The organism is Enterobacter cloacae complex sp. ECNIH7 (genome assembly GCF_002208095.1).
GTDB lineage: Bacteria > Pseudomonadota > Gammaproteobacteria > Enterobacterales > Enterobacteriaceae > Enterobacter > Enterobacter cloacae_M.
In genome coordinates this window covers 1,386,788-1,412,667 of the sequence record NZ_CP017990.1, presented here as the reverse complement: position 1 = coordinate 1,412,667, position 25,880 = coordinate 1,386,788, and the positions used below count along the sequence as shown (strand labels likewise).

The 25,880-nt window shown below is 50.8% G+C and carries 34 protein-coding genes and 1 pseudogene; 16 read left to right on the top strand and 19 right to left on the bottom strand.

The window, feature by feature from the left end; translation table 11 throughout:
- Positions 1-161: 161 nt before the first annotated feature.
- Together cspE and pagP are read right to left on the bottom strand one after the other, a co-directional pair.
- Complete coding sequence (gene cspE, locus WM95_RS06930) at positions 162-371, bottom strand: transcription antiterminator/RNA stability regulator CspE (protein ID WP_002439184.1); 210 nt, start codon at positions 369-371, stop codon at positions 162-164.
- 190 nt (positions 372-561) lie between these two features.
- Entirely contained in the window at positions 562-1,179 is a 618-nt protein-coding gene (gene pagP, locus WM95_RS06925) for a lipid IV(A) palmitoyltransferase PagP (protein ID WP_023310739.1), read from the bottom strand.
- Positions 1,180-1,571: 392 nt separating this feature from the next.
- Here pagP and dcuC point away from each other — a divergent pair, with 392 nt between their 5' ends.
- Together dcuC and rna are read left to right on the top strand one after the other, a co-directional pair.
- Positions 1,572-2,939 (top strand): anaerobic C4-dicarboxylate transporter DcuC, encoded by a 1,368-nt coding sequence (dcuC, locus tag WM95_RS06920; protein WP_045402125.1) that lies wholly within the window; start codon positions 1,572-1,574, stop codon positions 2,937-2,939.
- 94 nt (positions 2,940-3,033) lie between these two features.
- Positions 3,034-3,843: a ribonuclease I gene (rna, locus tag WM95_RS06915; protein ID WP_063408654.1), complete on the top strand. Its 810-nt coding sequence runs from the start codon at positions 3,034-3,036 to the stop codon at positions 3,841-3,843.
- Here the strand turns inward: rna and WM95_RS06910 are convergent.
- On the bottom strand, positions 3,837-4,454 hold the full coding sequence (locus WM95_RS06910; protein WP_063408653.1) for a flavin reductase family protein: 618 nt from the start codon (positions 4,452-4,454) through the stop codon (positions 3,837-3,839). The genes rna and WM95_RS06910 overlap by 7 nt on opposite strands.
- 245 nt (positions 4,455-4,699) lie before the next feature.
- Here WM95_RS06910 and rnk point away from each other — a divergent pair, with 245 nt between their 5' ends.
- Both rnk and yldA read left to right on the top strand, forming a co-directional pair.
- Positions 4,700-5,110 (top strand): nucleoside diphosphate kinase regulator, encoded by a 411-nt coding sequence (gene rnk / locus WM95_RS06905; RefSeq protein ID WP_023310734.1) that lies wholly within the window; start codon positions 4,700-4,702, stop codon positions 5,108-5,110.
- 139 nt (positions 5,111-5,249) lie between these two features.
- Positions 5,250-5,339, top strand: coding sequence for a small membrane protein YldA (gene yldA, locus WM95_RS27830; protein WP_023310733.1), 90 nt, complete (start codon positions 5,250-5,252; stop codon positions 5,337-5,339).
- A gap of 8 nt (positions 5,340-5,347) precedes the next feature.
- Here yldA and WM95_RS06900 read toward each other — a convergent pair whose 3' ends face one another.
- Positions 5,348-6,586 (bottom strand): zinc-dependent alcohol dehydrogenase, encoded by a 1,239-nt coding sequence (locus WM95_RS06900; RefSeq protein WP_063408652.1) that lies wholly within the window; start codon positions 6,584-6,586, stop codon positions 5,348-5,350.
- 180 nt (positions 6,587-6,766) lie between these two features.
- Here WM95_RS06900 and uspG point away from each other — a divergent pair, with 180 nt between their 5' ends.
- Entirely contained in the window at positions 6,767-7,195 is a 429-nt protein-coding gene (gene uspG / locus WM95_RS06895; protein WP_023310731.1) for a universal stress protein UspG, read from the top strand.
- A gap of 60 nt (positions 7,196-7,255) precedes the next feature.
- On the opposite strand, the gene ahpF is transcribed toward uspG, so the two are convergent.
- Entirely contained in the window at positions 7,256-8,821 is a 1,566-nt protein-coding gene (gene ahpF, locus WM95_RS06890) for an alkyl hydroperoxide reductase subunit F (RefSeq protein WP_063408651.1), read from the bottom strand.
- Positions 8,822-9,008: 187 nt separating this feature from the next.
- A complete protein-coding gene (ahpC, locus tag WM95_RS06885) occupies positions 9,009-9,572 on the bottom strand; it encodes an alkyl hydroperoxide reductase subunit C (protein ID WP_008501015.1) in 564 nt (187 codons plus the stop codon).
- A gap of 622 nt (positions 9,573-10,194) precedes the next feature.
- On the opposite strand from ahpC, the pseudogene WM95_RS06880 reads away from it, so the two are divergent.
- Positions 10,195-10,518: pseudogene (locus WM95_RS06880) on the top strand (LysR family transcriptional regulator); the annotation flags it as partial.
- A gap of 44 nt (positions 10,519-10,562) precedes the next feature.
- On the opposite strand, the gene WM95_RS06875 reads toward WM95_RS06880, so the two are convergent.
- The 11 genes from WM95_RS06875 to WM95_RS06825 all read right to left on the bottom strand — a co-directional run bounded on the left by WM95_RS06875 (position 10,563) and on the right by WM95_RS06825 (position 16,513).
- On the bottom strand, positions 10,563-11,855 hold the full coding sequence (locus WM95_RS06875) for a tyrosine-type recombinase/integrase (protein WP_063408033.1): 1,293 nt from the start codon (positions 11,853-11,855) through the stop codon (positions 10,563-10,565).
- 44 nt (positions 11,856-11,899) lie between these two features.
- Positions 11,900-12,157 carry an excisionase family protein gene (locus tag WM95_RS06870; RefSeq protein WP_013097283.1) on the bottom strand — a complete coding sequence of 86 codons (258 nt, stop codon included), beginning with the start codon at positions 12,155-12,157 and terminating at the stop codon, positions 11,900-11,902.
- Positions 12,141-12,512, bottom strand: a complete 372-nt coding sequence (locus WM95_RS06865) for a hypothetical protein (RefSeq protein WP_044158718.1) — start codon at positions 12,510-12,512, stop codon at positions 12,141-12,143. Before WM95_RS06865 ends, WM95_RS06870 begins: the two co-directional genes overlap by 17 nt.
- Before the next feature lie 2 nt (positions 12,513-12,514).
- Entirely contained in the window at positions 12,515-13,258 is a 744-nt protein-coding gene (locus WM95_RS06860) for an ORF6N domain-containing protein (RefSeq protein ID WP_063408032.1), read from the bottom strand.
- An 11-nt stretch (positions 13,259-13,269) separates the two neighbouring features.
- On the bottom strand, positions 13,270-13,848 hold the full coding sequence (locus WM95_RS06855) for a hypothetical protein (protein WP_045285664.1): 579 nt from the start codon (positions 13,846-13,848) through the stop codon (positions 13,270-13,272).
- Positions 13,848-14,270 carry a hypothetical protein gene (locus WM95_RS06850; RefSeq protein ID WP_063408031.1) on the bottom strand — a complete coding sequence of 141 codons (423 nt, stop codon included), beginning with the start codon at positions 14,268-14,270 and terminating at the stop codon, positions 13,848-13,850. Before WM95_RS06850 ends, WM95_RS06855 begins: the two co-directional genes overlap by 1 nt.
- Positions 14,267-14,488: a ParE family toxin-like protein gene (locus WM95_RS06845; RefSeq protein ID WP_000176247.1), complete on the bottom strand. Its 222-nt coding sequence runs from the start codon at positions 14,486-14,488 to the stop codon at positions 14,267-14,269. The genes WM95_RS06850 and WM95_RS06845 overlap by 4 nt, the downstream gene beginning before the upstream one ends.
- Complete coding sequence (locus WM95_RS06840; RefSeq protein WP_000795057.1) at positions 14,485-14,847, bottom strand: hypothetical protein; 363 nt, start codon at positions 14,845-14,847, stop codon at positions 14,485-14,487. Before WM95_RS06840 ends, WM95_RS06845 begins: the two co-directional genes overlap by 4 nt.
- A complete protein-coding gene (locus WM95_RS06835; protein ID WP_000952328.1) occupies positions 14,828-15,031 on the bottom strand; it encodes a hypothetical protein in 204 nt (67 codons plus the stop codon). The genes WM95_RS06840 and WM95_RS06835 overlap by 20 nt, the downstream gene beginning before the upstream one ends.
- Before the next feature lie 405 nt (positions 15,032-15,436).
- Positions 15,437-15,652 (bottom strand): hypothetical protein, encoded by a 216-nt coding sequence (locus WM95_RS06830; RefSeq protein WP_059585447.1) that lies wholly within the window; start codon positions 15,650-15,652, stop codon positions 15,437-15,439.
- Positions 15,653-15,847: 195 nt separating this feature from the next.
- Positions 15,848-16,513, bottom strand: coding sequence for a LexA family protein (locus tag WM95_RS06825; RefSeq protein ID WP_059585446.1), 666 nt, complete (start codon positions 16,511-16,513; stop codon positions 15,848-15,850).
- A gap of 108 nt (positions 16,514-16,621) precedes the next feature.
- On the opposite strand from WM95_RS06825, the gene WM95_RS06820 reads away from it, so the two are divergent.
- The 5 genes from WM95_RS06820 (at position 16,622) to WM95_RS06800 (ending at position 20,991) form a co-directional block, all read left to right on the top strand.
- Complete coding sequence (locus WM95_RS06820; RefSeq protein WP_072258339.1) at positions 16,622-16,834, top strand: helix-turn-helix transcriptional regulator; 213 nt, start codon at positions 16,622-16,624, stop codon at positions 16,832-16,834.
- 78 nt (positions 16,835-16,912) lie between these two features.
- Positions 16,913-17,854, top strand: coding sequence for a helix-turn-helix domain-containing protein (locus tag WM95_RS06815; RefSeq protein ID WP_088544704.1), 942 nt, complete (start codon positions 16,913-16,915; stop codon positions 17,852-17,854).
- A 15-nt stretch (positions 17,855-17,869) separates the two neighbouring features.
- Complete coding sequence (locus WM95_RS06810; RefSeq protein WP_060578651.1) at positions 17,870-18,751, top strand: ATP-binding protein; 882 nt, start codon at positions 17,870-17,872, stop codon at positions 18,749-18,751.
- The gene (locus tag WM95_RS06805) at positions 18,748-20,127 is read left to right on the top strand and encodes a replicative DNA helicase (RefSeq protein ID WP_050861630.1); all 1,380 of its coding nucleotides are present in this window, start codon (positions 18,748-18,750) and stop codon (positions 20,125-20,127) included. The genes WM95_RS06810 and WM95_RS06805 overlap by 4 nt, the downstream gene beginning before the upstream one ends.
- A 27-nt stretch (positions 20,128-20,154) precedes the next feature.
- A complete protein-coding gene (locus WM95_RS06800) occupies positions 20,155-20,991 on the top strand; it encodes an antitermination protein (RefSeq protein ID WP_063153630.1) in 837 nt (278 codons plus the stop codon).
- 111 nt (positions 20,992-21,102) lie between these two features.
- Here WM95_RS06800 and WM95_RS06795 read toward each other — a convergent pair whose 3' ends face one another.
- Complete coding sequence (locus tag WM95_RS06795; protein ID WP_058683968.1) at positions 21,103-22,023, bottom strand: hypothetical protein; 921 nt, start codon at positions 22,021-22,023, stop codon at positions 21,103-21,105.
- A gap of 144 nt (positions 22,024-22,167) precedes the next feature.
- On the opposite strand from WM95_RS06795, the gene WM95_RS06790 reads away from it, so the two are divergent.
- From WM95_RS06790 to WM95_RS06775, 4 genes are read left to right on the top strand one after another with little or no spacing between them, the layout of a single operon-like run.
- Positions 22,168-22,554, top strand: coding sequence for a phage holin family protein (locus WM95_RS06790; protein ID WP_001283165.1), 387 nt, complete (start codon positions 22,168-22,170; stop codon positions 22,552-22,554).
- On the top strand, positions 22,541-22,822 hold the full coding sequence (locus WM95_RS06785) for a phage holin family protein (RefSeq protein WP_000243812.1): 282 nt from the start codon (positions 22,541-22,543) through the stop codon (positions 22,820-22,822). The genes WM95_RS06790 and WM95_RS06785 overlap by 14 nt, the downstream gene beginning before the upstream one ends.
- Positions 22,822-23,448, top strand: coding sequence for a glycoside hydrolase family 19 protein (locus WM95_RS06780; RefSeq protein ID WP_063408030.1), 627 nt, complete (start codon positions 22,822-22,824; stop codon positions 23,446-23,448). The genes WM95_RS06785 and WM95_RS06780 overlap by 1 nt, the downstream gene beginning before the upstream one ends.
- A gap of 7 nt (positions 23,449-23,455) precedes the next feature.
- Positions 23,456-23,731 (top strand): hypothetical protein, encoded by a 276-nt coding sequence (locus WM95_RS06775; RefSeq protein ID WP_063408029.1) that lies wholly within the window; start codon positions 23,456-23,458, stop codon positions 23,729-23,731.
- A 182-nt stretch (positions 23,732-23,913) separates the two neighbouring features.
- Here WM95_RS06775 and WM95_RS06765 read toward each other — a convergent pair whose 3' ends face one another.
- On the bottom strand, positions 23,914-24,264 hold the full coding sequence (locus WM95_RS06765) for a hypothetical protein (protein WP_045349455.1): 351 nt from the start codon (positions 24,262-24,264) through the stop codon (positions 23,914-23,916).
- A 139-nt stretch (positions 24,265-24,403) separates the two neighbouring features.
- Here WM95_RS06765 and WM95_RS06760 point away from each other — a divergent pair, with 139 nt between their 5' ends.
- The gene (locus WM95_RS06760) at positions 24,404-25,861 is read left to right on the top strand and encodes a glycosyltransferase family 2 protein (protein ID WP_063408028.1); all 1,458 of its coding nucleotides are present in this window, start codon (positions 24,404-24,406) and stop codon (positions 25,859-25,861) included.
- The last annotated feature ends 19 nt before the right edge of the window (positions 25,862-25,880 follow it).

The following is a 25,880-nucleotide window of genomic DNA, read 5'->3' as shown; positions in this document are numbered from 1 at the left end:
CGAGGGTGACAGAATGAAACAGAGTCTGATGAGCGCAGGAATGGTGTTGTTGAGCGTGCTAATCGTAGCCAGCTTCCTGAAAATGTATCTGCTTGGCTGATTCAAAACGAAAAAAACCCGCTCAGTGAGCGGGTTTTGAAATTCTTGCTGACGCGTCTGAATTACAGAGCGATTACGTTAGCAGCAGAAGGGCCTTTGGCACCGTTAGTGATTTCGAACTCTACACGCTGACCTTCAGCCAGAGTTTTGAAACCATTAGACTGGATTGCAGAGAAGTGTACGAACACGTCTTTGCTGCCATCTTCAGGAGTAATGAAACCGAATCCTTTGGACTCATTAAACCACTTAACGTTACCTTTAATCTTAGACATCAAAATTACCTTTACATTAAAAAACGACACAAATGCTGTGTCGGTTATCAGTACATCAATTGTGGGACCTTTTGTCCAGCGGATCTTTGATAAAAAGTGACTAAAGTCGCGTTAATTTTTACTGACAGATTTTTATCGCTTATGAATCAACAACTGCGCGTTTTATCACCAGCATGTAACGTTTTGTCAGTTAAAACTGAAAACGCATCCAGGCGAAGTAAACGTTACCGTTGTTGTACGTACCCGGGATGTAGGTCATCTGGAACGTTGCGGGACCATAGCCAATAGAGGCCAAAGGCAGTAGGACCGGGATCGGAATATAGTTCCAGTTGTCACGTGCAGTGACCCCGGCGGTATAGCCCAAACCGACGTGGAAGTTCTCGTCCGCTAGCGGACGCCAGGTTTTCTCCCAACCATACCCCCCGATCGGTTCCCATTTATTAAACGAGTCTTTGAAGGCCATCAGATAGATGCCATGCCAGTTTCCCTTTTCATCCCAGCGCGACTGGCCAAAACCCGCGCCCCACGGACGCTCGTTGTATTTATCGGTTTTCTCTTTGTCATAAGCAAAACGCGCATGCCACGTTATTGCCGGGACATAGAGATCATAATGTTCAGGTGCCGTCCATGTCTGGGAAACATTATCCGTAAAGGTTGAGAACCAGCCTTTATCCGTCGCGTTGCCTTCTGCCTGTGCAACAGAAGAAAACGTTAACTGCCCAAAAATAAACAAAAAAATAGAGAAAAATGTATTACGTACGATCACAATGCAATTACCATTCTTAGTATTCGAGGCAAAGTTTACCATAAAATAGTTGAACCAAGGCTTAACGACATCAGCGTTATTCCTAATTATTCGGGCTCTTTCCGGGAATATTCTTAAAGAAAGCGAGAGATACGTGTAAATAAGCCCACAAGGGGTGTGACTTTCACATTACTCTTCGTTAATCAGCAACATGCAAAACCATACAAAACATTAACAATTTGTTATCATTAATGGGACATGTTGCGCTATTTCTGACGGTCAAGGGCCACATGACATAAATGTACGGGCCATGGCAAAACACGGTTGTTCGGTTCTCTAGTCGTCTGTTTATTGATTTTAATCAGCAAGAACAGGCCAATTATTCGGCACATTTTCATCCTTCTTTTTTTCATTGATTTTTTGTGCTCCATAGCAGCAGAGATACAGGGGAAATCATGCTTACGTTATTCGAACTCCTTATTGGAGTCGTCGTCATTGTCGGGGTCGCACGCTACATCATTAAAGGCTACTCGGCCACGGGCGTATTATTTGTCGGCGGTCTAACGCTGCTGATTATCAGCGCAATAATGGGGCACCAGGTGTTACCTGCCAGCGCGACCAGCACCGGTTACACTGCTACAGATATTGTTGAATATATTAAAATATTGCTCATGAGCCGCGGCGGCGATCTGGGTATGATGATCATGATGCTGTGCGGTTTTGCAGCCTACATGACCCACATCGGCGCCAACGACATGGTCGTTAAGCTTGCCTCTAAACCCCTGCAATACATTAACTCGCCGTATCTGCTAATGGTCGCCGCCTATTTCCTCGCCTGCCTCATGTCGCTGGCCGTTTCGTCAGCTACCGGACTTGGGGTACTGCTCATGGCGACGCTGTTCCCGGTCATGGTGAACGTCGGTATCAGCCGTGGCGCGGCCGCGGCAATTTGCGCGTCTCCGGCAGCGATTATTCTCTCCCCGACCTCCGGCGACGTTGTGCTTGCGGCAAAGGCGGCGGAGATGTCACTCATCGACTTCGCCTTTAAAACCACGTTACCGATCTCGATCGTTGCCATCGTGGGCATGGGGATCGCACATTTCTTCTGGCAGCGCTATCTCGATAAGAAAGAAAACATCAACCATGAAATGATGGACGTGAGTGAAATCACCACGACCGCTCCCGCGTTCTATGCCATTCTGCCGTTCACCCCGATCGTCGGAGTGCTGATTTTTGACGGCAAATGGGGTCCACAGCTGCACATCATCACCATTCTGGTCATCTGTATGCTGCTGGCCGCCGTACTGGAGTTTGTGCGCGGTTTTAACACGCAAAAAGTCTTCTCGGGTCTGGAAGTGGCGTATCGCGGTATGGCGGATGCCTTCGCTGGCGTGGTGATCCTGCTGGTTGCAGCGGGCGTTTTTGCCCAGGGTCTGAGCACGATCGGCTTTATCCAGAGCCTGATTTCTATCGCCACCTCGTTCGGCTCGGCCAGTATTATCCTGATGCTGGTTCTGGTGGTGCTCACCATGCTGGCGGCGATGACCACCGGTTCCGGTAATGCGCCTTTCTACGCCTTCGTTGAGATGATCCCGAAACTGGCTCACTCTTCCGGTATTAACCCGGCCTACCTCTCCATTCCCATGCTGCAGGCGTCAAACCTCGGCCGGACCATTTCGCCGGTGTCAGGTGTGGTCGTCGCCGTTGCCGGGATGGCGAAAATCTCGCCATTCGAAGTCGTCAAACGCACTTCAGTGCCCGTTATAGTTGGTCTGATTATCGTGATTATCGCCACGGAAGTGCTGGTACCCGGCGCGGCCTAAGCTAAATTATGGATATCCAAAAAGCGCCTGCGGGCGCTTTTTGTGCTTTAATAACTTCCAGAAATAAATCGTGCTCATTCGATCAGGAAATCATATGTTCAGGAAGGATATCGTCATCCCGTCTGGCGCAATGGCGCTTTCTCTCTGTATCTTCTCCGCGCAGGCGGAACCGCTGAAGGCAACACAGTATGGCGATTTCGATCGCTATGTGCTGGCTCTGTCCTGGCAAACCGGGTTTTGCCAGAGCATGGTCGAGCGCAACCGCAATGAACCTGACGAATGTCGCCTGCAAAAAGAGCGCGATAATAAAGCCGATTTTCTGACCGTCCACGGTCTATGGCCTGGCTTGCCAAAATCTATTGCCGCACGCGGCGTGGATGAACGTCGATGGATGCGTTTTGGCTGCGCCACGCGCCCGATTCCGAACATGCCGGAAGTGAAGGCCAGCCGCAAATGCGATGCCGCCGAAACTGGACTCTCGCTTTCTGCTGCAGCAAAGCTCAACGACGTGATGCCGGGCGCGGGCGGTAATTCCTGCCTGGAACGTTACGAATATGCCAAACATGGCGTCTGCTTTGGTTTCGATCCGGATGCCTATTTCGGCACGATGGTGCGGATGAATCAGGAAGTTAAAAACAGCGCGGTCGGTAAATTCCTCGCCGATAATTACGGGAAAACCGTCAATCGCAGCGACTTTGACAGTGCCGTTGCCAAAAGCTGGGGCAAGGAGAACATCAAAGCGATCAAGCTGACCTGCAACGGCAATCCGGCGTATCTGACCGAGATGCAGATTTCGCTTAAGGCGGATACCATTAACAACCCGCTTTCTGCGGCGTCATTTGTACCGCAGCCACATCCGGGTAACTGCGGAAAACAGTTCGTGATTGATAAAGCCGGTTACTGATCCGCGCCCGGGCGCACCATATCAAACCGGTTTTCATCACTGATGCCATAATACGCCGTCGGCCCACCCGCACGCAGGATGGGCTGCGCTTTAGCCGTCTGGTATATCCCCTCTTCCAGCAGCGTTTCGGCAATATGGATACCGACCACCTCCCCCAGCACAAGCCAGGTATTGACCGGTGTGCCGTCGGCACCGGTAAGCTGAATGCACTGCGACAGGCGGCACTCAAAGTTCACCGGGCTTTCCGCGACGCGGGGCGCGTTAACCAGCTGGCTCGCCGCTGGGGTTAGCCCGGAAAAGCTAAATTCATCCCGATCGTGGGGAAGCATCGCAGAGGTTTGGTTCATCGCCTGCGCGAGATCGCGCGTCGCCAGGTTCCAGACAAATTCCTTTGTTTCGGTAATATTACGCACGCTGTCCTTCCAGCCGTTGCTGGAAAAACCGATGATCGGCGGGCGATAGTTAAAGCAGTTAAAGAAGCTGTACGGTGCGAGATTCAGCTGACCGGCCTTATCGCATGACGAGATCCAGCCGATCGGACGTGGACCAATAATGGCGTTCAGCGGATCGTGCGGCAGGCCGTGACCCTGAGACGGTTGGTAGAAGTACATAATTCTCTCTCGTTGGTGGGCAACGCCCGGGTTCAGGACACTCAGCGTAACGTATTCCGCCCGGAATGAAGACTGAATAAATTTCAGCGAAAATTCATATGGACCATGAATGTGACCTTCATCACTTCAAACTTACGCGCTCAGCCAGTATCATCGGGAGAGTTAAACCCTCGCTGCCAGACGGCGAGGGTTTTCTTTTGGATTGGTTTCTGCGTTACACGCAGCATTAACGACATGGAGTAAAAATGTCCAGACCTACAATTATCATCAACGAGCTCGACGCAGAACGTATCGACAGGCTGCTGGAAAAAGCAGAGTTTGCCTCACTTCCCGTGGCCGACGCCCTGAATGAGGAGCTCGACCGGGCGCAGATGTGCACGCCTGAGACGATGCCACATGACGTGGTCACCATGAACAGCCAGGTAAAATTCCGCAACCTGACCACCGGTGAAGAGCTGACCCGCACGCTGGTTTACCCGGCTCAGATGACCGACAGCAGCGCACAGCTTTCTGTTCTTGCGCCTGTGGGTGCCGCACTGCTGGGCCTGCGCACGGGCGATACCATCCACTGGGAATTGCCGGGCGGCGCCTCTGCCCATCTTGAAGTGCTGGCGTTGCTCTACCAGCCAGAAGCCGCGGGCGATTACCTGCGTTAACCACTTCTGAACAAGCGCCCACCCGCTTTGCACAGAGGATGCAGCCGCATCCTCTTTCCGTAAATTCACCCCATTTTCTTATATCGCGCAAAAAGCCCTTAATCCACGCTTAATCTGTTTTGGTGCCGTGGGGACGGTCATGAGTGAGATACTGGCTATCACACTTATTTTTCTGATTATTGCGGCGATTATCGTCTTGGCCGTGCTTTATCTTGAACGCCACAGCTAGGCGAGTATTCATGCAACCCCACCGGGGAAAGCATTCACCAGGCCCTTAACTTTCTGCTCTGCGGCCTCGGGCGTTTCTGCGCCAGGAACCAGAATCACCTTCCGGCACTCCTCCTCCCGTTTTTCGAACACCTTATAGGCGCGTTCCGCATCAGCAAGAGGAAGATAATGGGTCACGATCTCTTCCGGCGTAAGCAGCCCCTTTTCGATCAGCGGCAGCAGCTCGCCCAGCCAGGCATGGACGTGGGTCTGGCCCATCTTAAACGTCAGCCCCTTATCGAAGGCATCGCCAAACAGGAAGCCATGAATAAACCCGGCGTACACGCCGGGTACGCTGACCACCCCACCGCGTCGAACGGCAGCAATGCACTGCCGCAGCGCTTTGCCGCTGCTACCTTCAATTTTAAGATTGCTGAGGATCGTTTCGGTGGTGCTGCCTTTCGCTTCGAACCCTACCGCATCAATCACGGCGTCAACGCCGCGCTGGCCAGCGGTTTGCTCGATGATTTTTTCCGCTGCGTCGTTATCATCATCAAAGTTGATGGGAATTGCGCCGTAACGCGCCTCGGCAAATCGCAAACGGTACGGGTGGTGATCGATAACAAAGATCTGCTCAGCCCCTAACAGCCGCGCGCAGGCAACAGTCAGTAGCCCCACCGGCCCGGCGCCGAAAACCGCAACGCTTGAGCCTTTTTCAATCTGCGCATTTTTTGCCGCCTGCCAGGCCGTGGGCAAAATATCGGACAGGAACAGCGCCTTATCATCGGAAAGGAGTTGCGGGACCTTAAACGGCCCGACGTTGCCTTTTGGCACGCGGACATATTCCGCCTGTCCCCCCGGCACGCCGCCGTAGAGATGGCTGTAGCCAAACAGCGCGGCCGGCGCGGGAATTTGCTTTTTGTTCAGCGCGGCGCCCTGCCCGACATTGGTATTCTCACAGGCCGCGTATTGCTGCAGACGGCAGAAGAAACAGTCTCCGCAGGCAATGACAAAGGGGATCACCACGCGATCGCCTTTTTGCAAATTCTTTACCTCTGCGCCGCACTCGACGATTTCCCCCATAAACTCATGGCCAAAAATGTCGCCGTGCTGCACCTTCGGGATCTTTCCGCGATAGAGATGCAAATCGGAGCCGCAGATCGCCGTGGCCGTGACGCGCAAAATGATATCGTCGGGCTGTTCGATAATGGGATCGGGGACATTCTCAACGCGTACATGGTGCGGACCGTGATACGTAAGTGCTTTCATGCGACCTCCGAAAGGTTCCAGGTAAGTGTATAAGGGTAGCTACCCCTGAAGGTCTGCCCCGGAATACGGGCCTTTTGAGATTTATCCTGGCAACTTAAGAAAACTGACGGGGCGCTTACAGAAACCATATCTATTTTATGGTTGAATGAGTTCAGCGTTTATAAACAAGGAGAAACGGGTATGTATCAGAGAATCATTATGCCGGTTGATGTTTTTGAGATGGAGCTGAGCGACAAGGCCGTACGCCATGCGGAGTTCCTGGCGCAGCAGGACGGTGTTATCCATCTTTTACACGTACTGCCGGGCTCCGCCAGCCTGAGCCTGCACCGCTTTGCCGCCGACGTGCGTCGCTTCGAGGAGCATTTGCAGCATGAAGCGGAAACTCGTCTGCAAACCATGGTCAGCCACTTCAGCATCGACCCTTCACGGATCAAAACGCACGTCAGATTCGGCAGCGTACGCGATGCGGTAAACGAACTGGCGAACGAGCTGAAAGCAGACGTGGTGGTCATCGGTTCGCGCAACCCTTCCATTACCACGCATCTGCTGGGCTCTAACGCCTCCAGCGTGATCCGCCACACCCATATACCGGTGATGGTCGTAAGATAAAAAAAGAGGCCACCTTTCGGTGGCCTCTCGCTATTGCAGGTGTAGCCTTACTTTCTTCTGTTATGCGGTTTTGGTGCGAATCAGGTAGTCAAAGGAACTCAGAGACGCCTTCGCCCCTTCGCCCGTGGCGATAATGATCTGTTTGTACGGCACGGTGGTGCAGTCGCCCGCCGCAAACACGCCTTTCACGCTGGTTTCACATTTCGCATCGATGATGATTTCGCCCATGCGGTTGCGCTCAATCGCGCCTTCCAGCCAGGTGGTATTTGGCAGCAGACCGATCTGCACGAAGATCCCTGACAGCTGAACGCTGTGCACGTCGCCGCTCACGCGGTCGCGGTATTCCAGGCCGGTCACTTTGCTGCCGTCGCCCTTCACTTCCGTGGTCTGCGCGTTCAGTACGATGTCGACGTTTTTCAGGCTGCGAACTTTATCCTGCAGTACCTGGTCGGCCTTCATCTCCGGAGCGAACTCCAGAAGGGTAACGTGCTCAACAATCCCCGCCAGGTCGATAGCCGCTTCCACGCCCGAGTTACCGCCGCCGATCACCGCCACGCGTTTACCTTTAAACAGCGGGCCATCACAGTGCGGACAGTAGGTCACGCCTTTGGTACGGTACTGATCTTCGCCCGGAACGTTCATGTTGCGCCATTTCGCGCCGGTGGCAATGATAATGCTGCGCGCTTTCAGCACCGCGCCGGACGCGGTTTCAATCTGGTGTAAACCACCCTCGGCCGCGGCCGGAACCAGCTTGCTGGCGCTCTGGCTGTCGATCACGTCTACGTCATAGTCGCTGACGTGCGCCTTCAGCGCCCCTGCCAGCTTCTGACCTTCGGTCTTCGGCACGGAAATGTAGTTTTCGATGTCCACGGTATCGAGCACCTGGCCGCCAAAGCGTTCACCCATCAGGCCGGTACGAATACCTTTACGCGCGGAGTACACCGCTGCCGCCGCGCCCGCAGGACCGGAACCGACGATCAGCACGTCGTAAGCATCGCGTTTGTTCAGCTCTTCCGCCGCACGTTTTTCAGCACCGGTATCCACTTTGGCTACGATTTCGGTCAGCGTCATACGGCCCTGGCCGAACTCTTTGCCGTTCATGTAGACCGCCGGAACGCCCATCACGTTGCGTTCGGTGATTTCATTCTGGAAGGTACCGCCGTCAATCGCCGTGTGCTTGATGCGCGGGTTCAGGACCGACATCAGGTTCAGCGCCTGCACCACGTCCGGGCAGTTGTGGCAGGAGAGCGAGTAATAGGTTTCAAATTCGAAATCACCGTCGATATCGCGGATCTGCTCCAGCAGCGCCTGCGCTTCTTTTGACGGATGACCACCGGTCCACAGCAGCGCCAGCACCAGTGAGGTAAATTCGTGACCCAGCGGCGAGCCGGCAAAGCGCGGTCCCTGGTCGGAGCCTGGGTTGGTAATCAGGAAAGAGGGCTTACGGACCGGCAGCGCGTTCTCTTCTTTGAAGGTCACTTTCGGCGACAGCTCGGCGATTTCCGCCAGCAGTTCCTTGATCTCTGCCGATTTGGCGCTGTCGTCCAGCGTGGCAATCAGCTCAACGGGTTTGGTCAGTTTCTCAAGGTAGGCCTTGAGCTGGGTTTTCATGTTAGTGTCGAGCATTGTTCTTCCCTCTCTTAAGACGTCATCATGCAAGCTGCCTTATACGGGCGGCCTGAATGCAACTTGCATCATGGTGCTGGAATGAAATGGGCGCGGGTGCGCCCATTGATTGCCGGGTGGCACTTCGTTTACCCGGCCTACGATACTGTAGGCCTGTGCAAGCGCAGCGCCGCCAGGCTTTACAGACTTAGATCTTGCCAACCAGGTCCAGGGATGGAGCCAGCGTCGCTTCGCCTTCTTTCCATTTCGCCGGGCATACTTCGCCTGGGTGAGAAGCCACGTACTGAGCGGCTTTAACTTTACGCAGCAGGTCAGAAGCATCACGGCCGATACCTTCAGCGGTAACTTCGATAGCCTGGATAATGCCCTGCGGGTCAACAACGAAGGTGGCGCGGTCAGCCAGGCCTTCATCTTCACGCATGTTGTCGAAGTTACGGGTCAGGGCGCCAGTCGGGTCGCCGATCATCGCGTATTTGATTTTCGCGATGGTTTCAGAGCTGCTGTGCCATGCTTTGTGGGTGAAGTGGGTATCGGTAGAGACAGAGTAAACGTCTACGCCCAGCTTCTGCAGTTCGTCGTAATGGTCTGCCACGTCACCCAGTTCAGTCGGGCAAACGAAGGTAAAGTCAGCCGGATAGAAGAAGAAGACGCTCCAGCGGCCTTCGGTATCTTTCTCGGTAACTTCGATGAACTCACCGTTTTTGAACGCCTGGTTTTTGAAAGGTTTAATTTTGGTGTTAATCAAAGACATCTGTACTTCCTCCGTGTTTTCGTTGAGATGTAAGGTAACCAACTTTATTCATCGGGGCTAATGCGTATGCTTTATCAAATCAATCAGCCAAACCTTACAACGTCGGCAAGACAACAAGGTGAACCTTTTACAGGAAAGCCTAAAAGTAAAAAGGCCGCCTCAACGGGCGGCCCTGATACCTGAATTCCCCGCAGGTACATTCAGTGCCAGCCGAAACTGGCGTTGCGTTGCGCTCTACAACCCTTTATATCAAGGCGGTAACAGCCTTTTGATTACACCACCCGCGCAGGGATTGAGCAATCCATAAGAGAGGCATTCCTGCCTATGGCTGTGATAGGTTGCGTCGAACATCATTCCGGAGCGTTATAGATTTATTTTTATTATAAAACTATCGTGATATATAAATGGCAATTGTCATTTAAAATGTCACTCCCTTTTCTACAATAAAGTTATCTCAATCGCTTTCGAAGCGCTATTTCAATAATCTGCCACCGTGATATATTAAGATGTTTTAAATTTAAAACTAAGAGAATTAACCGAAAGAATTATAAATGGTTAGCCTCAAACTATTGTTACCAGTTATATGATAACCACAGCAAACGTAGCACCCTCAGGACGAAACATGGCAAACCTCTATGACCTTAAAAAATTCGATCTTAATCTGTTAGTCATTTTCGAGTGCATTTACCAGCACCTTAGTATCAGTAAAGCCGCCGAGACGCTTTATATCACACCCTCTGCCGTGAGCCAGTCACTGCAGCGTCTGAGAGGGCAACTCAACGATCCTCTGTTCATCCGTTCCGGTAAAGGGATCACGCCCACGACCGTCGGCGTCAATCTGCATCATCATCTGGAACAGAACCTGAACCAGCTGGAGCAGACTATCAATATCATGCACAGCAGCGGGTTGAAGAAGAACTTTGTCATTTATTGCCCGCATTTTATACAAATGTAGCAACATGGCTGCTAACCACTTGAATTTAAGGTTTTCTACTGCGCTACTACCATGCTTTGGGGCAGTGATGGGGCAATGTGTGAAAGCGCCTTGTTGAGCAGAGTAACCTGTTCGCCGCTCTTCTCTGACATCCACTTTCCATACACCTTGTAAACCATCTGTGCATCAGTATGCCCCATTTGAGTTGCTATAAAGTTTGGGTTCGCACCTGCTGATAATGACCAGCACGCATAGGTATGCCGTGACTGGTAAGCGTTGCGGTAACGAATGCCGGCGCGCTTGATTATCGGGGCCCAAATTTTATTAATCGAATTAACCGCGTAATGATATCCTCTTCGGGACCCACGCTTGACGCATTGAGGGCTGAAAACGAAAGTGCATGGATGTATGACTGACTGGCCATATTCACGCAAATTCACTTCAACCTCATGCTGCCGGCCAAGGCGCGTCAGTTGGGCCTGATCCCTAAGGGCATCAATAGCTGGTTGTATGAGATAAATCACCCTGTCAGTGCCTGCCTCGGTTTTTGGCAGGGTGAACTCATACGTTTGGGTAAGGTTGCGCTTAACCGTAATGGTTCCCGCGGTGAGATCGATGTCTTCCCATGCAAGACCACATAATTCCCCATGCCTCATTCCGGTATAAACGGCGACGGTCCAGAGATTTCGCATCTGCTGGTGGCCGCACGCCTGAATGAACCTGATGAACTCGTCGGTCGTGAGTGGATCTGGTTCGTCTTTTGCCTTCCTGAGCCGGTTAATTCCGCTAAACGGGTTTTCCTTTGCGTAGCCGTTATCAGCTCCAAACTGGAAGATCTCGGCCATCAGCATCATGTAATTATTCACCGTGGAAGACTTCCGGCCTTTTACCTGTGTCCGGTGATCCTTCTTCATTACATGGAAGCCCGTCAGCAACTCCTTCCTGACATACAGCAAATCTTCAGTGGTAACCGCAGAAACCATTTTATTTTCGCCGATGCGCGGAAGCATGTTTTTTATGATGGATTCGTACCTACTCATGGTATTAGAGCTGATCTCCATTCTCTTCAGCTCTGACCATCTTTCGGTAAGCTCCAGCACAGTAATTTCCTTTCTATCCTGACCGAACCGGGCAAGGTTCGGTGAGTTTGGGAATTTTTCTGCATAGTTAAAATTCCCCATCCTTATCGCAAAACAAACCGAAGAACGCAGCTCACCAGCTATCTTGCGATTTTTTGCAGTGTCAGGGACACCGAGGTTTTCCCTGACACGTTTACCTTTATAAAGAAACCAGATGCGGAGCGAACCGCCGTGGTTTTCGACGCCTGTCGGGTATGATGCATTAGCCATTGATCCCTCCTGACGTCCAGGAGCGTTGACGAGTGTACTGCTTTTCATGCTGTCTTCGCACCTGGTTGATTTTTTTTCTGCGCCTCGATCCACTGATCAACGGCTTTCCTGTTATACATGCATTCGCTCGAAGGCTTGGGATTACCATCTGGTGAAATGTGCAGGTACTCGCGGCCCAGCATCCAGGATTCTTTTCTGGCGCGGGTGATGGTTCCGGGCTTGAGCCCGGTAACCGCAATCAGAACCTTTTCGCTAACCCAGTCATTCGGCACCAGAAGAACGATTTCAGCACTGGTTTGCATGGATCTCCTCCATTTTCTCTTTAGCCAGACGCACGCAACGCGCAAAAGAGGAGGGCGTTACGATTTCGCGCAGAGCCTGAACCAGGAAGTCGTTGTGCTGCTGGTGCAGCTCCAGGTTGCGCTCTTTTTCCTCATGACGCAGAACTGCCAAACGAGCTGTGATGATTCGACGCTTCCCTTTGATCAGCCGCAGCGCGTTCTCTGCCTTTTTGCGCCATGTGCTCCAGTCACTACTGCTGTTCGATCTCGCCAGTTGCTCTTCAATACTGAGCTGCGCTTCTTCTGCGTTAACAAGCTGCTGCAGGCAATCGCTGATAGTGTTCAGGTTGTTTGTCTCCACGAAGAATTTGTGCATTCTTAACCCTCCCACCCAATCGCCTGGAACAGGCCCATTTTAGGGTGATACCAGCGGGTGCCGCGCGGTTCAGCTTCTGACATCATCTGGCGAAACGCGGCCATAAACGGCTCCAGTTCGACGATTGCCCTACGTGACAACAACCCTTCTGGAGTCATAAATTCGTGCGTGTCTGTCGGGATGCGGTAGGCATTGACCAGATTCCGGCACTTGGCATCACTCATACCGCTTTTGGCTGCCACCTGACGGTAACCGACATATCCTGCGCGCATGGTCCCACGTTTGATGTTCTCCACAGCTTCGGTGACCGTTTCGATCTGCTCTTCAACATGATTCAGGCGTTTCTGCTGGCGAACGGCGTCTGCGGCCATCGCTGCGATCATCTCAATTTCCGTCAGCGACGCGCGAGTGCGGAAATAGCTGTTAACCAGTTCGCGCTGAACCTGCCAGGCAAGATCATCGTTAAACGGCTTCGTCAGCATCAGGTAACCAGACTCGAAAAGAATGATTCCTTTGGCAGTGCGCGCGGCAAAGGCATCAGAAAGTGACTCCGTACGTATTACGTCCGCAGTCATTTCAAGAAAATCCACCCCTTCGATAAAGTGAGAACGGTTGCGGTTAAACGCAGCACGAGCGGTTCCTTCAGGTCGCTGGTGGACTTCATCAATCATCGCTAGCGTCACAACGCGCTGACCGCGATACTCGACTGCCGGCAGCTGTTTGTTGTTGATCGTTACAGTGTTCATTTTCGTCCTCCTCAGTGCATAACCGGCATGTCAGGCATACCTTCTTTCTGAATCTGTTCAATGAAGCTGTCATGCAGGAGATTAAAACCCTCCCGCCCCATTTTTGAGAGTCGAAGCCCGTTCTCAGCGTCCGTATCTAACATGTCCCGGTACATGCGCAGCGCCATCTGCTGGCCGAGTTCCTGACCGTATTTCTCAATAGCTAACCCTTCCACATGGCTTGCGAGTGCGAACCGCTCTGGCGCAGGATAAACACTGATTGAACCGTGCTGTCCGGAGTAGATAACTGCGGTGTCAAACCCTCCAGAATCGTTGGCAACCTCAACTGTGCCGTTCTTTGCCTGCTCCTCGGTAATGAAGACGGCAACAAGCATCCAGCGCCAAATGATGATTTCGCTCTCGATGCCCGGGGTAAACCAGCCGCTTTCAATCGCTTCCATGATGCAAGCCAGCAGATCTAATCCATCCGGAATTCGTTTGTCATAGTTGCCATTGTCGAGCTGGCGAACCGCGACGGAATAACCAATGACGCGGTTACCAAAACGGATGCCTGTTGATGTCGGCTCCGGAGTAAAGGCTGAATTAACCATCACTGAACTCCTTTCGGCTTGATGGCCTGCAGTGCATCAACCTCTTTAACGAATCGGTCATGCATCGCGTCCCATTTCTCACACCATTTCTCCATTTCTCGCTTGCGCGCCAAGATGCGACGCAGACGGCGAACACAACGCTGGTGTGCCATGAAATACCCGGTGGTTACGCCGCCACGCTGCCAACAATTCAGCTCTGGATTGAGTGGGTGGACTGCCTGCACATCCGGGTGCCGCTGCTCGAAGCCGGAGCGATAAAATGCTTCTGAAGTCATAAAGAACGCCAGATAGCGGATCGCCGTATCTCGCGTGAAGCATTTTTTTATACGTCCGTGGCGTACTGCTACGAACAGTGGGCCAACAGGCGTATCGTGTTGCTGTAATGCCAGGTCGATTGCGCTGGCGATGCGTTTATCAGTCATTTTCTGTCCTTCAATTTTGAATAGCGTTCGTGGCTCATTACTTCCCAGCTCTGGCCGCCGTCGCGGGAAAGCAGGCGCCAGCGGAGATTCACACTCAGGCTCAGATAGCCAGTCTTGTGCATGCGGCGGGGGTGGATCCGCCCGGCGCGGTGCTGGCGCAGCACACGCACAGCCCTTTCGTGAACCCATTCAGGGATTCGGATCGCAGTAAGTGTCATGAATGCTCCTGCGTGATGGCCGCTGTTTTCTTAGCATGTTCGACCAGCTCTGCCACAAGCTCATCAACCAGCAGCTTTCCGCTTTCAGTCAGGTATTCGCCATGACCATTCACATCAACTGCATTCCGGTACAAATCGCGGATAGCTTTATCGCCTGCCACCGGGCCATGCTCACTTCGCGCCATTTTTTCAAACCGGCACAGAAGCCCGTCGAATAAAATCTCGGTCAGCTCCATGGTCGTTATTCCGCCTTTCGGAAGAGTAATAACAATGCAGGTTGTGCCTGTTTTACGCTGGTGGCGTAATAACGCTGCCTTTAAAATTCTGCGTCGGTAAGTTTCAATTACGTTGTTTTTCACGGCGTTCAAACTCCGAATCCATCCACATTGAAACCTGAGCCGATAAATCAAGGCAGAGGCCAGACAGGGAAATTATTTGCTCGATATCCATATCAATAATATTGGAGTTGATTAACTCCATTAATTGATAAAGGTTATCTGCTGTATTTTTTGCGGTTTCTAGAGAACTGTCTCTACTGAGCATATTCAGACTCCGTAAGCTTTACGCATGAAAAGGTCAGATATATGGCGGTACTCGTCGCCATAGACCATAAAGAAAAGACATGCTGTTTTGTATGCCGCTTTATCTTTGATGAAAGTCATTTTTAACCTAACCCTGTTTTCAGGTTGCAGGAAGCCACACAAGTGAAGGCGTTAATTAAATTCTTAAGTGTTTAAAGTTTATATGTGTCGAAGTCAGAGACACTTTTATTCAATTTATCTAGTGTTTGAACTACTAGAGTAATAAGTGCGTGCTCTCGTTCTTCTTCAATACTCGTCATATTCTCAAGAAGAAGCCATAATGAACATGAGCAGCAACGCAAATCATGTGACCAGTCGAGAATTGTTCTGCTAGTTTCTTCTTTATTCAAAGTAACCATTTCATTATTCATGACTTATTCTCCGGCCAATCGTGCCCAAGATCGTTATTTAAAACTGATAGATTTTTTTTGAGCTGATTGATACAGATTTTAATGAGTGCTGCGGGTTTGTATGCTACCTCAGGATCTGACTCAGCATATTCAAGCGCGTTAATGACGCGATCAATATCCATAGCTAATTGATGAATCGTACCGTTTTCTGATTTAAGTGTTTCAGTATTCATTTTAGGCTCCGTTATTTGCCGATGAATGAATACTACAAAACGTACATGCCTGTGTCTATACGCAACGTACATTATTTTCATCTTTTTGTACAAAGTGTATGAATATTAAGAGGAAATAAATTACATCATGTAATTTTAGTAACCACTAGATAAAAAAAAGGCCGCATAATTTGCGGCCTTCAAGGGTGGGTAGGGTTAATCAAAAGTATCTTCTGGCCATTGGGCTTTTACTACTTTGCCTATGATCCTGCAGTTTTCATTACAGGGTATGCTTTGGTAGCGAGGGTTTGGGTTTAGCGGTTCCAGCCATGGTTGACCATCTTCTCGAACGAAACGCTTAAAAGTAACCTCTGAATCGTTGTGTATGCCGGCAACACAAAAATCCCCTGGTTCAACATCCTCAGATGGATCAACTAAAATCAACATACCTTCTGGGAAGCTTGGTCTTGTTCCTGGCGGGGCTGTCATTGAATGCCCGCTTACCTCAAGCCAAAACGAGTCCGGCCCAGCTTTTCTGGTTGTAGGAATCCACTGGAGAGCATCACGCTCAGTAAACGTTCCAACATCAGCAAACTGACCAGCTTGCACTGTTGTAAATAGGGGGTACTCATACTGCTGTTTAACAGGGGGTAGGGTTAGATCCTCCGAGACAGTGAAAGTCCCGTCTGGATTTATGGAAGCCCCAGATATTCCAAGGATCTGGAATATAGAGCCAACGTCTGCTAGCGATGGACTTCTTCGCCCGTTAAGCCAATGGCCCATTGCACCCTGAGTTACACCCATCTTCTCAGAGAGTTCTGCTTGGGTCATTCCAAGCGCAGCCAGTCTGGTTTTAGCCAGTTCGTTCCAGTGTTTTTTCATGGTCTAAATGATACACCTTGTGTAGTTTTCCTCAATGCACAATATGTACAATTTGTTTGATTATGTAAACTACATAATGTACATTTGATTCTCCTATGAGGAGGACCCATGAACAATCTTAGAAAATTAAGACTATCGCTTCACCTTACCCAGCGTGGTCTGGCTGAGGAAATTGGTCAGACTATTAGTTCTATTGGCCATTACGAATCAGGAAGGCGAACTCCTGATATTAAAACATGCCATCAGTTGGTAGAAGTATTGAGAAAAAACGGTAAGAACTTATCTATCGAGGATATTTTCCCCCCATCCTCAGGAGTGTGACATGTCACGGCATTATTGCGTCAGCGAGCCTTTGCTGTTTGCTGAATTCAGTAACGAAAATGTGTTGGCGGGTGTCGCATGAGCATGGAATTGATGGTTAAGGCAATGAAGGTAAGGGTAGGTAATCCACTTCGTAAGCTCGTCCTCCTGAAGTTGGCCGATAACGCAAGTGATCGCGGTGAGTGCTGGCCGAGCTATCAACACATAGCGGATCAGTGTGAAATCAGTAAGCGATCTGTGATGAATCACATTGATGCTTTGTGTGAATGCGGCTTGGTAAAAAAAGAACTTCGCCCGGGGCCAAAAGGTAACTCAAGTAATGTTTATCGCCTTGATTTTAGTAGTGCAGGAGATTCACTAGGGGGTAGTGCAAATAGTTCACTACCTGGTGCAGGAGATTCACCCCATAGTGCAGGAGATTCACTAGGGGGTAGTGCAAATAGTTCACTACCTGGTGCAGGAGATTCACCCCATAGTGCAGGAGATTCACTAGGGGGTAGTGCAAATAGTTCACTACCTGGTGCAGGAGATTCACCCCATAGTGCAGGAGATTCACTAGGGGGTAGTGCAGGAGCTGCACCCAGAATCAGTCACTCTTTTGAACCAGTCAATGAATCAGTCATAGAACCTAAATATAACGGTTCATCTGACAACGATTCTGAAAATCGCTCTTCCAAAGGAAACTATTCCAACGAGTTCGAGCAGGCATGGCAGGCATACCCAAAACGTGCTGGTGGTAATTCCAAGGCCGCTGCCTGGAAAGCCTGGAAAGCTCGAATTAAAGACGGTGTTACCACTGAGGCAATGCTGGCTGGCGTAAACCGTTATGCCGGTTATGTCCGTGCTACAGGTAGTGCTGGAACACAGTACGTGAAACAGGCGGCGACTTTCTTTGGTCCCGATCGGCATTTCGAAGAGGCATGGCAGGCACCGTCTGGCCCAACAAACGGAAGGTCTGGAGGTTTGCCGGTGTCCGGGTTCAGTGAGCAAGATTATGGCCAGTCAGACTGCAACTGGTAAGCAGGAGAAATCACAATGCTGAGTATCAAACAACGTGAAGAAAGGGAAGCTCTGGTGGCGAAACGTGAAGGGCTTAGTGAAGAACTGGCTTTCGCTGTAGAGCATAAAAAACCGTGGCAATGGGGAAGCTGGGAGTCAGGCGAAGTCAGCACCTCCACCTGCGAGAAGCATGGCGATTTTGAGCGTATTACCCTCATTGGAAAAGCGTATCGTGGCGTTGAAAATGTTAAGCACTCCCAGTGCCCGGAGTGTGTGAAAGCGGAACTTGCTGACATTGAAGCCAGTCTGCGCGCATTACGAGTAGCCGACCTGATAGACAATGCCGGGATTGCACGACGGTTCGAAGCATGTGAATTCGATAACTACCAGGCCATCAATCAGGATGCCGCCAAAAATCTCGCGGCTTGTCAGCGTTATGCCAGCAGCTGGCCTGAGCGACTTAATGCCGGTACCGGGCTTGTTATGACCGGCAATTGCGGCACCGGCAAAAACCACCTGGCAGTGGCTATGGCAAAGAGCATCATCCGCGATCACCTTGCGAATGTGGAAATCACCGATGTCATGCGCCTCACCCGAGCGGTAAAAAGCACATGGCGCCACAATGCCGAAATGACCGAGGAAGACGTCATTGAACGCTTTGCTTCACTGGATCTGCTGATTATCGACGAAGTTGGTGTTCAGTTCGGCAGCCCGACTGAAATGACCATCCTGCAGGAAATTATCAATGCTCGGTACGAAAGCATTTTGCCAACCATCCTGATCAGCAATCTCACATTTGACCAGCTGAAAGAGACTATTGGTGAGCGAATCGTGGACCGGGTTACAGATGGTGGCCGCAACCGTCTGGCATTTGGCTGGGGAAGTTTCCGTGCCATCGCGTCAGGAGTTGTAGCATGACTCCTGTCTGGAAAAATGAAGATCTGGAAGGTGCGGTGATCGGCGCAATTTTTCTGCGTGGAGCCGACCCTGAGGTACTGGATATTCTTTCCAGGGTGCCGGCCACCGCTTTCTCGGTACCGCAGTATCGGGAAATATATACTGGGATCTGCCGTCAGGCGCGTGGAGCTGGCGTTATTGACCCTGTACTGCTCTGCGAAAACATGCCAAAGCACAGCGCAATCATTATGGATTCGAGCCGTATCGCATGGGCCAAGTCGGCGCTTGTGTCATACGTTGCCACGCTTGAGCGTAATGCAGCTGTTCGTGATGCCGAAGCTGTGATTGAAAGGGCGCTGGCTGATCTCCGGAGTGCTCACAATGGTGATGCGGCTTTATCGGCATTCAGGGCTGCACAGAACAGCATTGCCGCAATTTCTCTCGAAGAAAAGACCGTTCAGCCAGTTCATATCGACGACATTCTTCCTGCTGTAGTGGATCGGGTAGATGCACGCAACCGCGGCCTCGAAGAAGCCAGAAGCCTCATGACGGGCATTGAAGAGCTTGATGCAAAGACTGGAGGCATTGAACCAACAGACCTGGTGTTTATCGCTGCGCGGCCGTCGATGGGTAAAACTGAATTGGCGCTGGATATCATCGACAAAGTTTCTGAGCAGGGCCGCGGTGTGCTGTTCTTCAGCATGGAAATGCCAAATATCCAGATCGGTGAGCGAATGGTATCTGCTGCGGGTGGTATGTCTGTTTCACGCCTGAAAAAGGCTGCTGATTTTGAGGATGAGGACTGGGCCAGGCTGACAAACGGTGTAGAACGGCTGACTGGTCGTAGCATCTGGATGGTTGATTCCACCGATCTGACAGTAGATCAGATTCAACAGATAGCTACCCGCCTGCAACTGGCGCATCCGGAAATAGCGCTGGTGGTGGTGGATTATCTGGCACTCATCAAAATCGAAAGCACTGCACGATATGACCTTGCCGTCGGCGAGGTGTCAAAAGGACTAAAACGTCTGGCTAAATCTAATAAAACGCCAGTGCTTGCCCTGAGCCAGCTTTCTCGTGGCGTTGAGTCGCGGCCCAATAAGCGACCGATGAACTCAGACCTCAAAAACTCGGGTGAGATCGAGGCAGATGCTGATCTGATCATGATGCTTTACCGCGACGAAGTTTATAACCCTGAGTCTCCAGCGAAAGGGATCGCGGAAATTAACGTGACCAAACAGCGAAACGGTGAACTAGGCACGATTTACCGTCGATTCTATAACGGGCACTTCCTGCCAATTGACCAGGAGTTAGCAAAGCAGCGTTCGGCGCCACAGCAGAAAACTCAAACCAGACGATACGCAAAAGATAGGCAATCCAGCAATGCAGACTATTAAAACCATTAAAACAGCGGGGGCAAGCGCATGAAACTGGAAGCGTCACTCAAACATTTTAGTCCTCAGGGAATGCACATCAGCGATGACGTGAAGGGAACTTCTCCGGACCGCCTTACAGGAACAGATGTAATGGCGGCGATTGGCACCACCAGCAGCCGTGCGCGCTTCGGCCTGGCGGCGTTCTTCGGTAAAGCGGGAATCAGCAAAACGGATGAACAGCTCGCAGTTCAGGCGCTGGCGCGATATGCGATGGATGCCGCACCGAAGAATGTTCGCAAAGCAGCTGGTGGGCAGTTCGGATGGTGCATGCAGATGCTGGCGCAATTTGCCTTTGCTGATTATTCACGTTCGGCGGCTACAAGCGTGACGTGTCACAGCTGCAGTGGTACCGGACGAACAACCCGCGAGCAGATTACCCGCAAGGTTTCGTACCCATGGGGTAAAGCTCCATACTGGGCCTGCCGCTCTCGAGCTGTTCGACCGTCTGACTGGGAGCAGTGGACGGAGGTAAAAGAGGTTGTACCGGCGGTCTGTGATGCTTGCGATGGCAAGGGAACGATCAGCGCCCGTTGTCGTTGCGGCGGTAAAGGCGAGGTTCTAGACCGCAAGGCCACAAGCGAGCGCGGCGCTCCGGTGTTTAAAACCTGCGAGCGCTGCAGCGGAAATGGATTTTCTGCGGTGCCCTCTACCGCAGCCTATAAAGTGATACTGAAGCGCGTTCCGGATCTGCACGTCAGAACATGGACTCGCAACTGGAAACCGTTTCTTGAGGCGCTGGTAAGCATTTGCCAGCAAGAGGAGGGGAAGGCGGCAAGGGAATTTCAGGCTGTAACCAGTAGCTGTGAAGAAAGCAGCAAAGTTTAGTTTTTTCACTACATAAAGCTTGATTTTGTCCGAAGTTGTCATGTATGCTTCTAATCATGCGAAGTAACGCCTAAAAGATTTCAACATGAAGCCCCTCTCGGGGCTTTTTCATTACTTAAGCCAACCTAAAAAGCCCATAAAGTTTTTAAGCTCGATTTCTTCTGCTGTCGAAGAGTATTTTATTTTATTTGCTATAGGTAATAGGTTCTTTTTAGTTAAGAACTTACCGGCTTGATGTTTTAGATTTTTTAGTTGTTTGATTCGTTCTTCGATTGTGGCCGCGATTCTGGCAGTTTCAGCAATCTCAGGGCTTGGTGCTGTCGATAGGTCAATGGTACGAATTTTTTTGATGTCTTCACTTATAGATAAAAATAAATTTCGAAGGTTATTTTCGGGTAGTAGCACATGGGTAAATGATACTTTCCCCATGTCGTACTCGCTTGTTGCCTCCCCAGAATCCCGCATATGCTTATTCATTGCAAAAAGAATGGTTCTTGTCTTCTTATCAGTTTCAACTTCTGAAAGAGTCACAAAGCCACTCTGATTTTTTTCTAATAGACGGATTTCTGCAGCTCCAAGCCTGCCAGAAAAATTGGAGTTTTTACTTTTTTCAATAGCAAACGACAGATAATCGATAGTGGGCTTGACGCTTCGTAGCGCTTCAATATTTTTTTTCCATGCATCACACTTATCTTTTGCGGTGCTAATAATTTCTCGGTTTGTTTCGATCTCCATGAATTTATTGAAACTGAGAACGTTTTCACCAAACTCAACTCCAAATTCGTTTTTTCCACATTTGTTGCCGATGTTGGTTTCTATACCTCTTGAGGTTTTGACGATGTAACCCATTTGGTGTGGCTGGTTGCATCCAGTTAAACCACAATGGATTTCTTCCTTAAACTTATAGTAACCAATAATCTCCTCAAACTGATGATCGCCTTTTGCTATTTTGGCAACAAAATTTGGTCTTGAAGTGATTAGCTCCCAGTCGTCAACTTTTTCGCTGCCATTTTCTGTTCGAAGAAAAATCATGAATCGCTCCATTCGATAGTGGACCGTTTATTTTATCGCCATGCAATTGAGATCACCATATCTTAGTTTCACTTTTGAAATTGATTGGTTTGGCGGCCTTACTTCCCCTCATATTGAGAGGATTCACTGCATTGAGGGGGACCGATGTCCGATCCAATTTCCGGCACTGGCTTAGCCGGTGGTGCTCTGACTGGCGCCAGTATCTATGGCCTGCTTACAGGTACCGATTATGGTGTAGTGTTTGGCGCATTTGCAGGGGCCGTATTCTACATCGCCACAGCAGCTGATCTGAGTGCAACCCGCCGACTGGCATATTTCATAGTGTCGTATATCGCCGGGATCTTATGCTCCGGGCTAGTAGGCTCAAAGCTCTCTGCCTGGACTGGATATAGTGATAAACCTCTGGACGCCATCGGTGCCGTAATCATTTCTGCATTAGCCGTCAAAATCCTGACGTTCCTGAATAACCAGGATGTCGGCTCGCTGGTGGCGCTGATAACGCGCCGGGGAGGTTCAGGTGGTACTAAATGATCCAACTGCAACATTAAACGCTCTGATCTGTGCCGGAGTGGTGGTTACTCTGATGTTTTATCGCCGGGGTGACTCCCGCCATCGCCCGTGGGTTTCCCGCTTGGCATGGCTGATTACCGTCACTTACAGCGCGGTACCGCTTGCATACCTGTGCGGGATTTATCCTCATTCTTCCTGGTCCTCCATCGGGGCCAATATCATCTTTCTTTCCGTGCTGGTGGCCGTTAAAGGCAACGTGGCGCGCCTGGTTGATCATCTGAGGCACTAATGAACCAATCACAATTTCAAAAGGCGGCTGGGTTAAGCGCCGAGTTAGCTGCGCGCTGGTTTCAGACAGTCAGTGACGCGATGAAAGAGTTCGGCATAACCAAGCCGGTAGACCAGGCGATGTTCATTGCTCAGGCAGGGCATGAATCAGCTGGTTTTACTTTGCTGGTAGAGAGCTTTAATTATCGGATTGCTGGCCTGGTTAATTTCATTCGCGCCGGACGCCTGACAGCAGAACAGGCAAATGCGCTTGGCCGCCGTCCTGAAGAACGGACATTACCTATCGAACGCCAGCGCGCCATTGCCAATCTGGTCTACAGCAAACGCAACGGCAACAATGCGCCGGGTGACGGGTGGTTATACCGTGGGCGTGGCCTTATCCAGATTACCGGCCTCAATAACTACCGTGATTGTGGGAACGGCTTGAAGGTTGATCTGGTTAAGCAGCCTGAGCTATTGGCCGAGGACGTTTATGCAGCAAGAAGCGCGGCGTGGTTCTTCGTTACAAAGGGATGTCTGAACTATTCAGATAACCTGCTGCAGGTGACGAAGATTATCAACGGTGGAACGAACGGATTGGAAGACCGTCGCACTCGATTCGGTCAGGCCAAAACGGTACTGGTGTGAGGTTGATATGGGATTAGAAACAATAATTGGCCTTGCTGCGCTGATTATGGCGGCAATCGCTGGTGCTTTTGGCATTGGTCATTCACGCGGAACCAGCAAAGCGGAAGCGAAAGCAGACCAGCAGCGCACCGAAGATAACGCCGCGGCAACGGTCGCAGTATCAGAACGCCGGTTAGAGACAACGAAAGAGGCCAGCAATGTACAGCAGACTGTTAACCATATGCCTGATGACGATGTTGATCGCGAGCTGCGTGACACGTGGAAGCGTCCCGGTGGTGATTGATACTGCCTGTGACTGGGTAAAGCCAATCTACCTGACTGATCATGACATCGACGTTATGGACCGCCAGACGAAGAAAGACATCCTGGCGCATAACAAAGCGTGGCGGAAAAATTGTAATATTCATTAAAAACATCCCCTCGGAAAGATAATAAAGTTCAGATCATACCGAGGGGGAACGTTAATTATCGTGCAAGAAACTTAACAAACTCAATGATAGCGGTGGCTACTGTTACCGTGTTGGCGCCGTTAGCTATCCAAGAACTTAAGCCGGATTTCCAAAGTTTTTGGGCAATCTTTTCTGGCTGTGGTTCTGGAGTATGACGAGTCTCTTCTATTAGTTGGCGAACTTTATTGATATCTACGCCTTCTTTAAAGAGGGGCGCTAATTCTTCTGGTATACCTGAGTCGATTAGCACTGCCTTACCGTTTCCCTGAAACAAAGTGTCGTGCGCCTCAAGTTGTACATCACCAGAAGCAACAATACCTATTCCATTATTGATGAACTGACAGCCTGTAAATGTTGCTTTCGTCATAAGCATTAACCTCTGTGATTGAGCTGTGCATAAGCCTAAGTGAGGAAAAAATCTTTCTCACCTATTTGAATTTTACCCTATCCACACCTGGAGATCCTTTCCGGAGTTTTTACAATATTGTTAAATTCACGGAGTTGAGATGAATGTCACTATAGACGGCATCCAGTATATTCCTGCCGGGTCGGTTTCATCTCGGATCGGAATTGCCATTTCCACACACCAGCGCGCGGACATTATCAAACGTGCACTCGAAAAGCATATGAAGCATCTGCCAGCAGGTGCGCTAGTGGTTGTTATTGATGATGGTTCAAAACCTGCAGCGGTAGTGCCCGACGGCGTTCAGTTGCTTCGACATGAAACATCAATCGGCATTGTTGCTTCGAAGAACGCCAGCCTAGCAGCCCTGATGGATGCGGGGTGCGAGCATCTTTTTTTGTGGGATGATGATGCCTGGCCCATAGCCGATAATTGGCACCTCCCTTACATTGAATCACCTGAGCCGCACCTGGCTTACCAGTTTCTGGATCTGGCCGGGCGCAATAAGCTGCACGACATGGCGGAGCTGTACCGTGATGATAAGCATGTTGCTTACACCGGGCAGCGTGGCGTGATGCTTTATTACCACCGCAGCGCCATCGAGAAGGTGGGCGGATTCGATCCGGTTTATGGGCGCGGCATGTACGAGCACAGCGACCTCGCCCTGCGGATTCATAACGCTGGCCTCACGACGTGGGCTTACGCTGATGTCGTCGGTTCAGAAAAGCTGATTCATTCTCTTGATGAGCATGAGGCCGTAGAGCGTTCGGTACCGAAACCAGACCGACAAGCGCTGGTGGAACGTAACGTTAAAATCCACAACGAACGGCGTGATGCCGGGTTTACCGGTTATGTGGAGTATCGGCGGCAGCGCGACGTGGTTATCACTACGTTACTAACCAGCCAGCCAGACCCGCAGCGCGGTACGAAAATGGCCGCCTCACCTGACATGCTGGCTAAATGGGCCTCATCGCTCCGGAATTGTGGCCGTATCGCGCTGGTGGATGAACTGCAGACGGCACCGGCAGACGTTGAGCTGTACCGCGTTCCTGACGTGAAGATGAATGTCTACTTCCGGCGCTGGCTGCATATCTGGCAGCACCTGCGCGATCACCCTGAATATCGGTTCGTCTGGTGTACCGATGGTACCGACGTCGAAATGCTTCGCGCGCCGTGGGAAGAAATGCAGCCCGGGACTGTTTACGTCGGTTCTGAACCGAAGACCTACGCCGACACCTGGGCGAAACAGAATCATCCTGAGCGTATCTATCAGGAATTCATTGAAGCGCACCGCAACGATGTGATGCTTAACGCTGGTCTGCTGGGTGGCAGCCGCGCTGATGTAATGGCGTTCGCTCACGGCATCATCCGTCTTTACTACCGGATCGAGAGTTATCGTTTCTGGAAGAAAGAACAGGCTGGCGCCGCGGTGGGGGATATGATCGCTTTTGGCATTGTTGCTAAATCGTTTGGCGACCGTATTGTCACCGGCCCGCGCATCCACACAGTGTTTAAGACTGATGGGCTAGGGAAAGAAGTAGCTTTCTGGCGCCATAAGTAACCTCTATTGAATTTCTTTA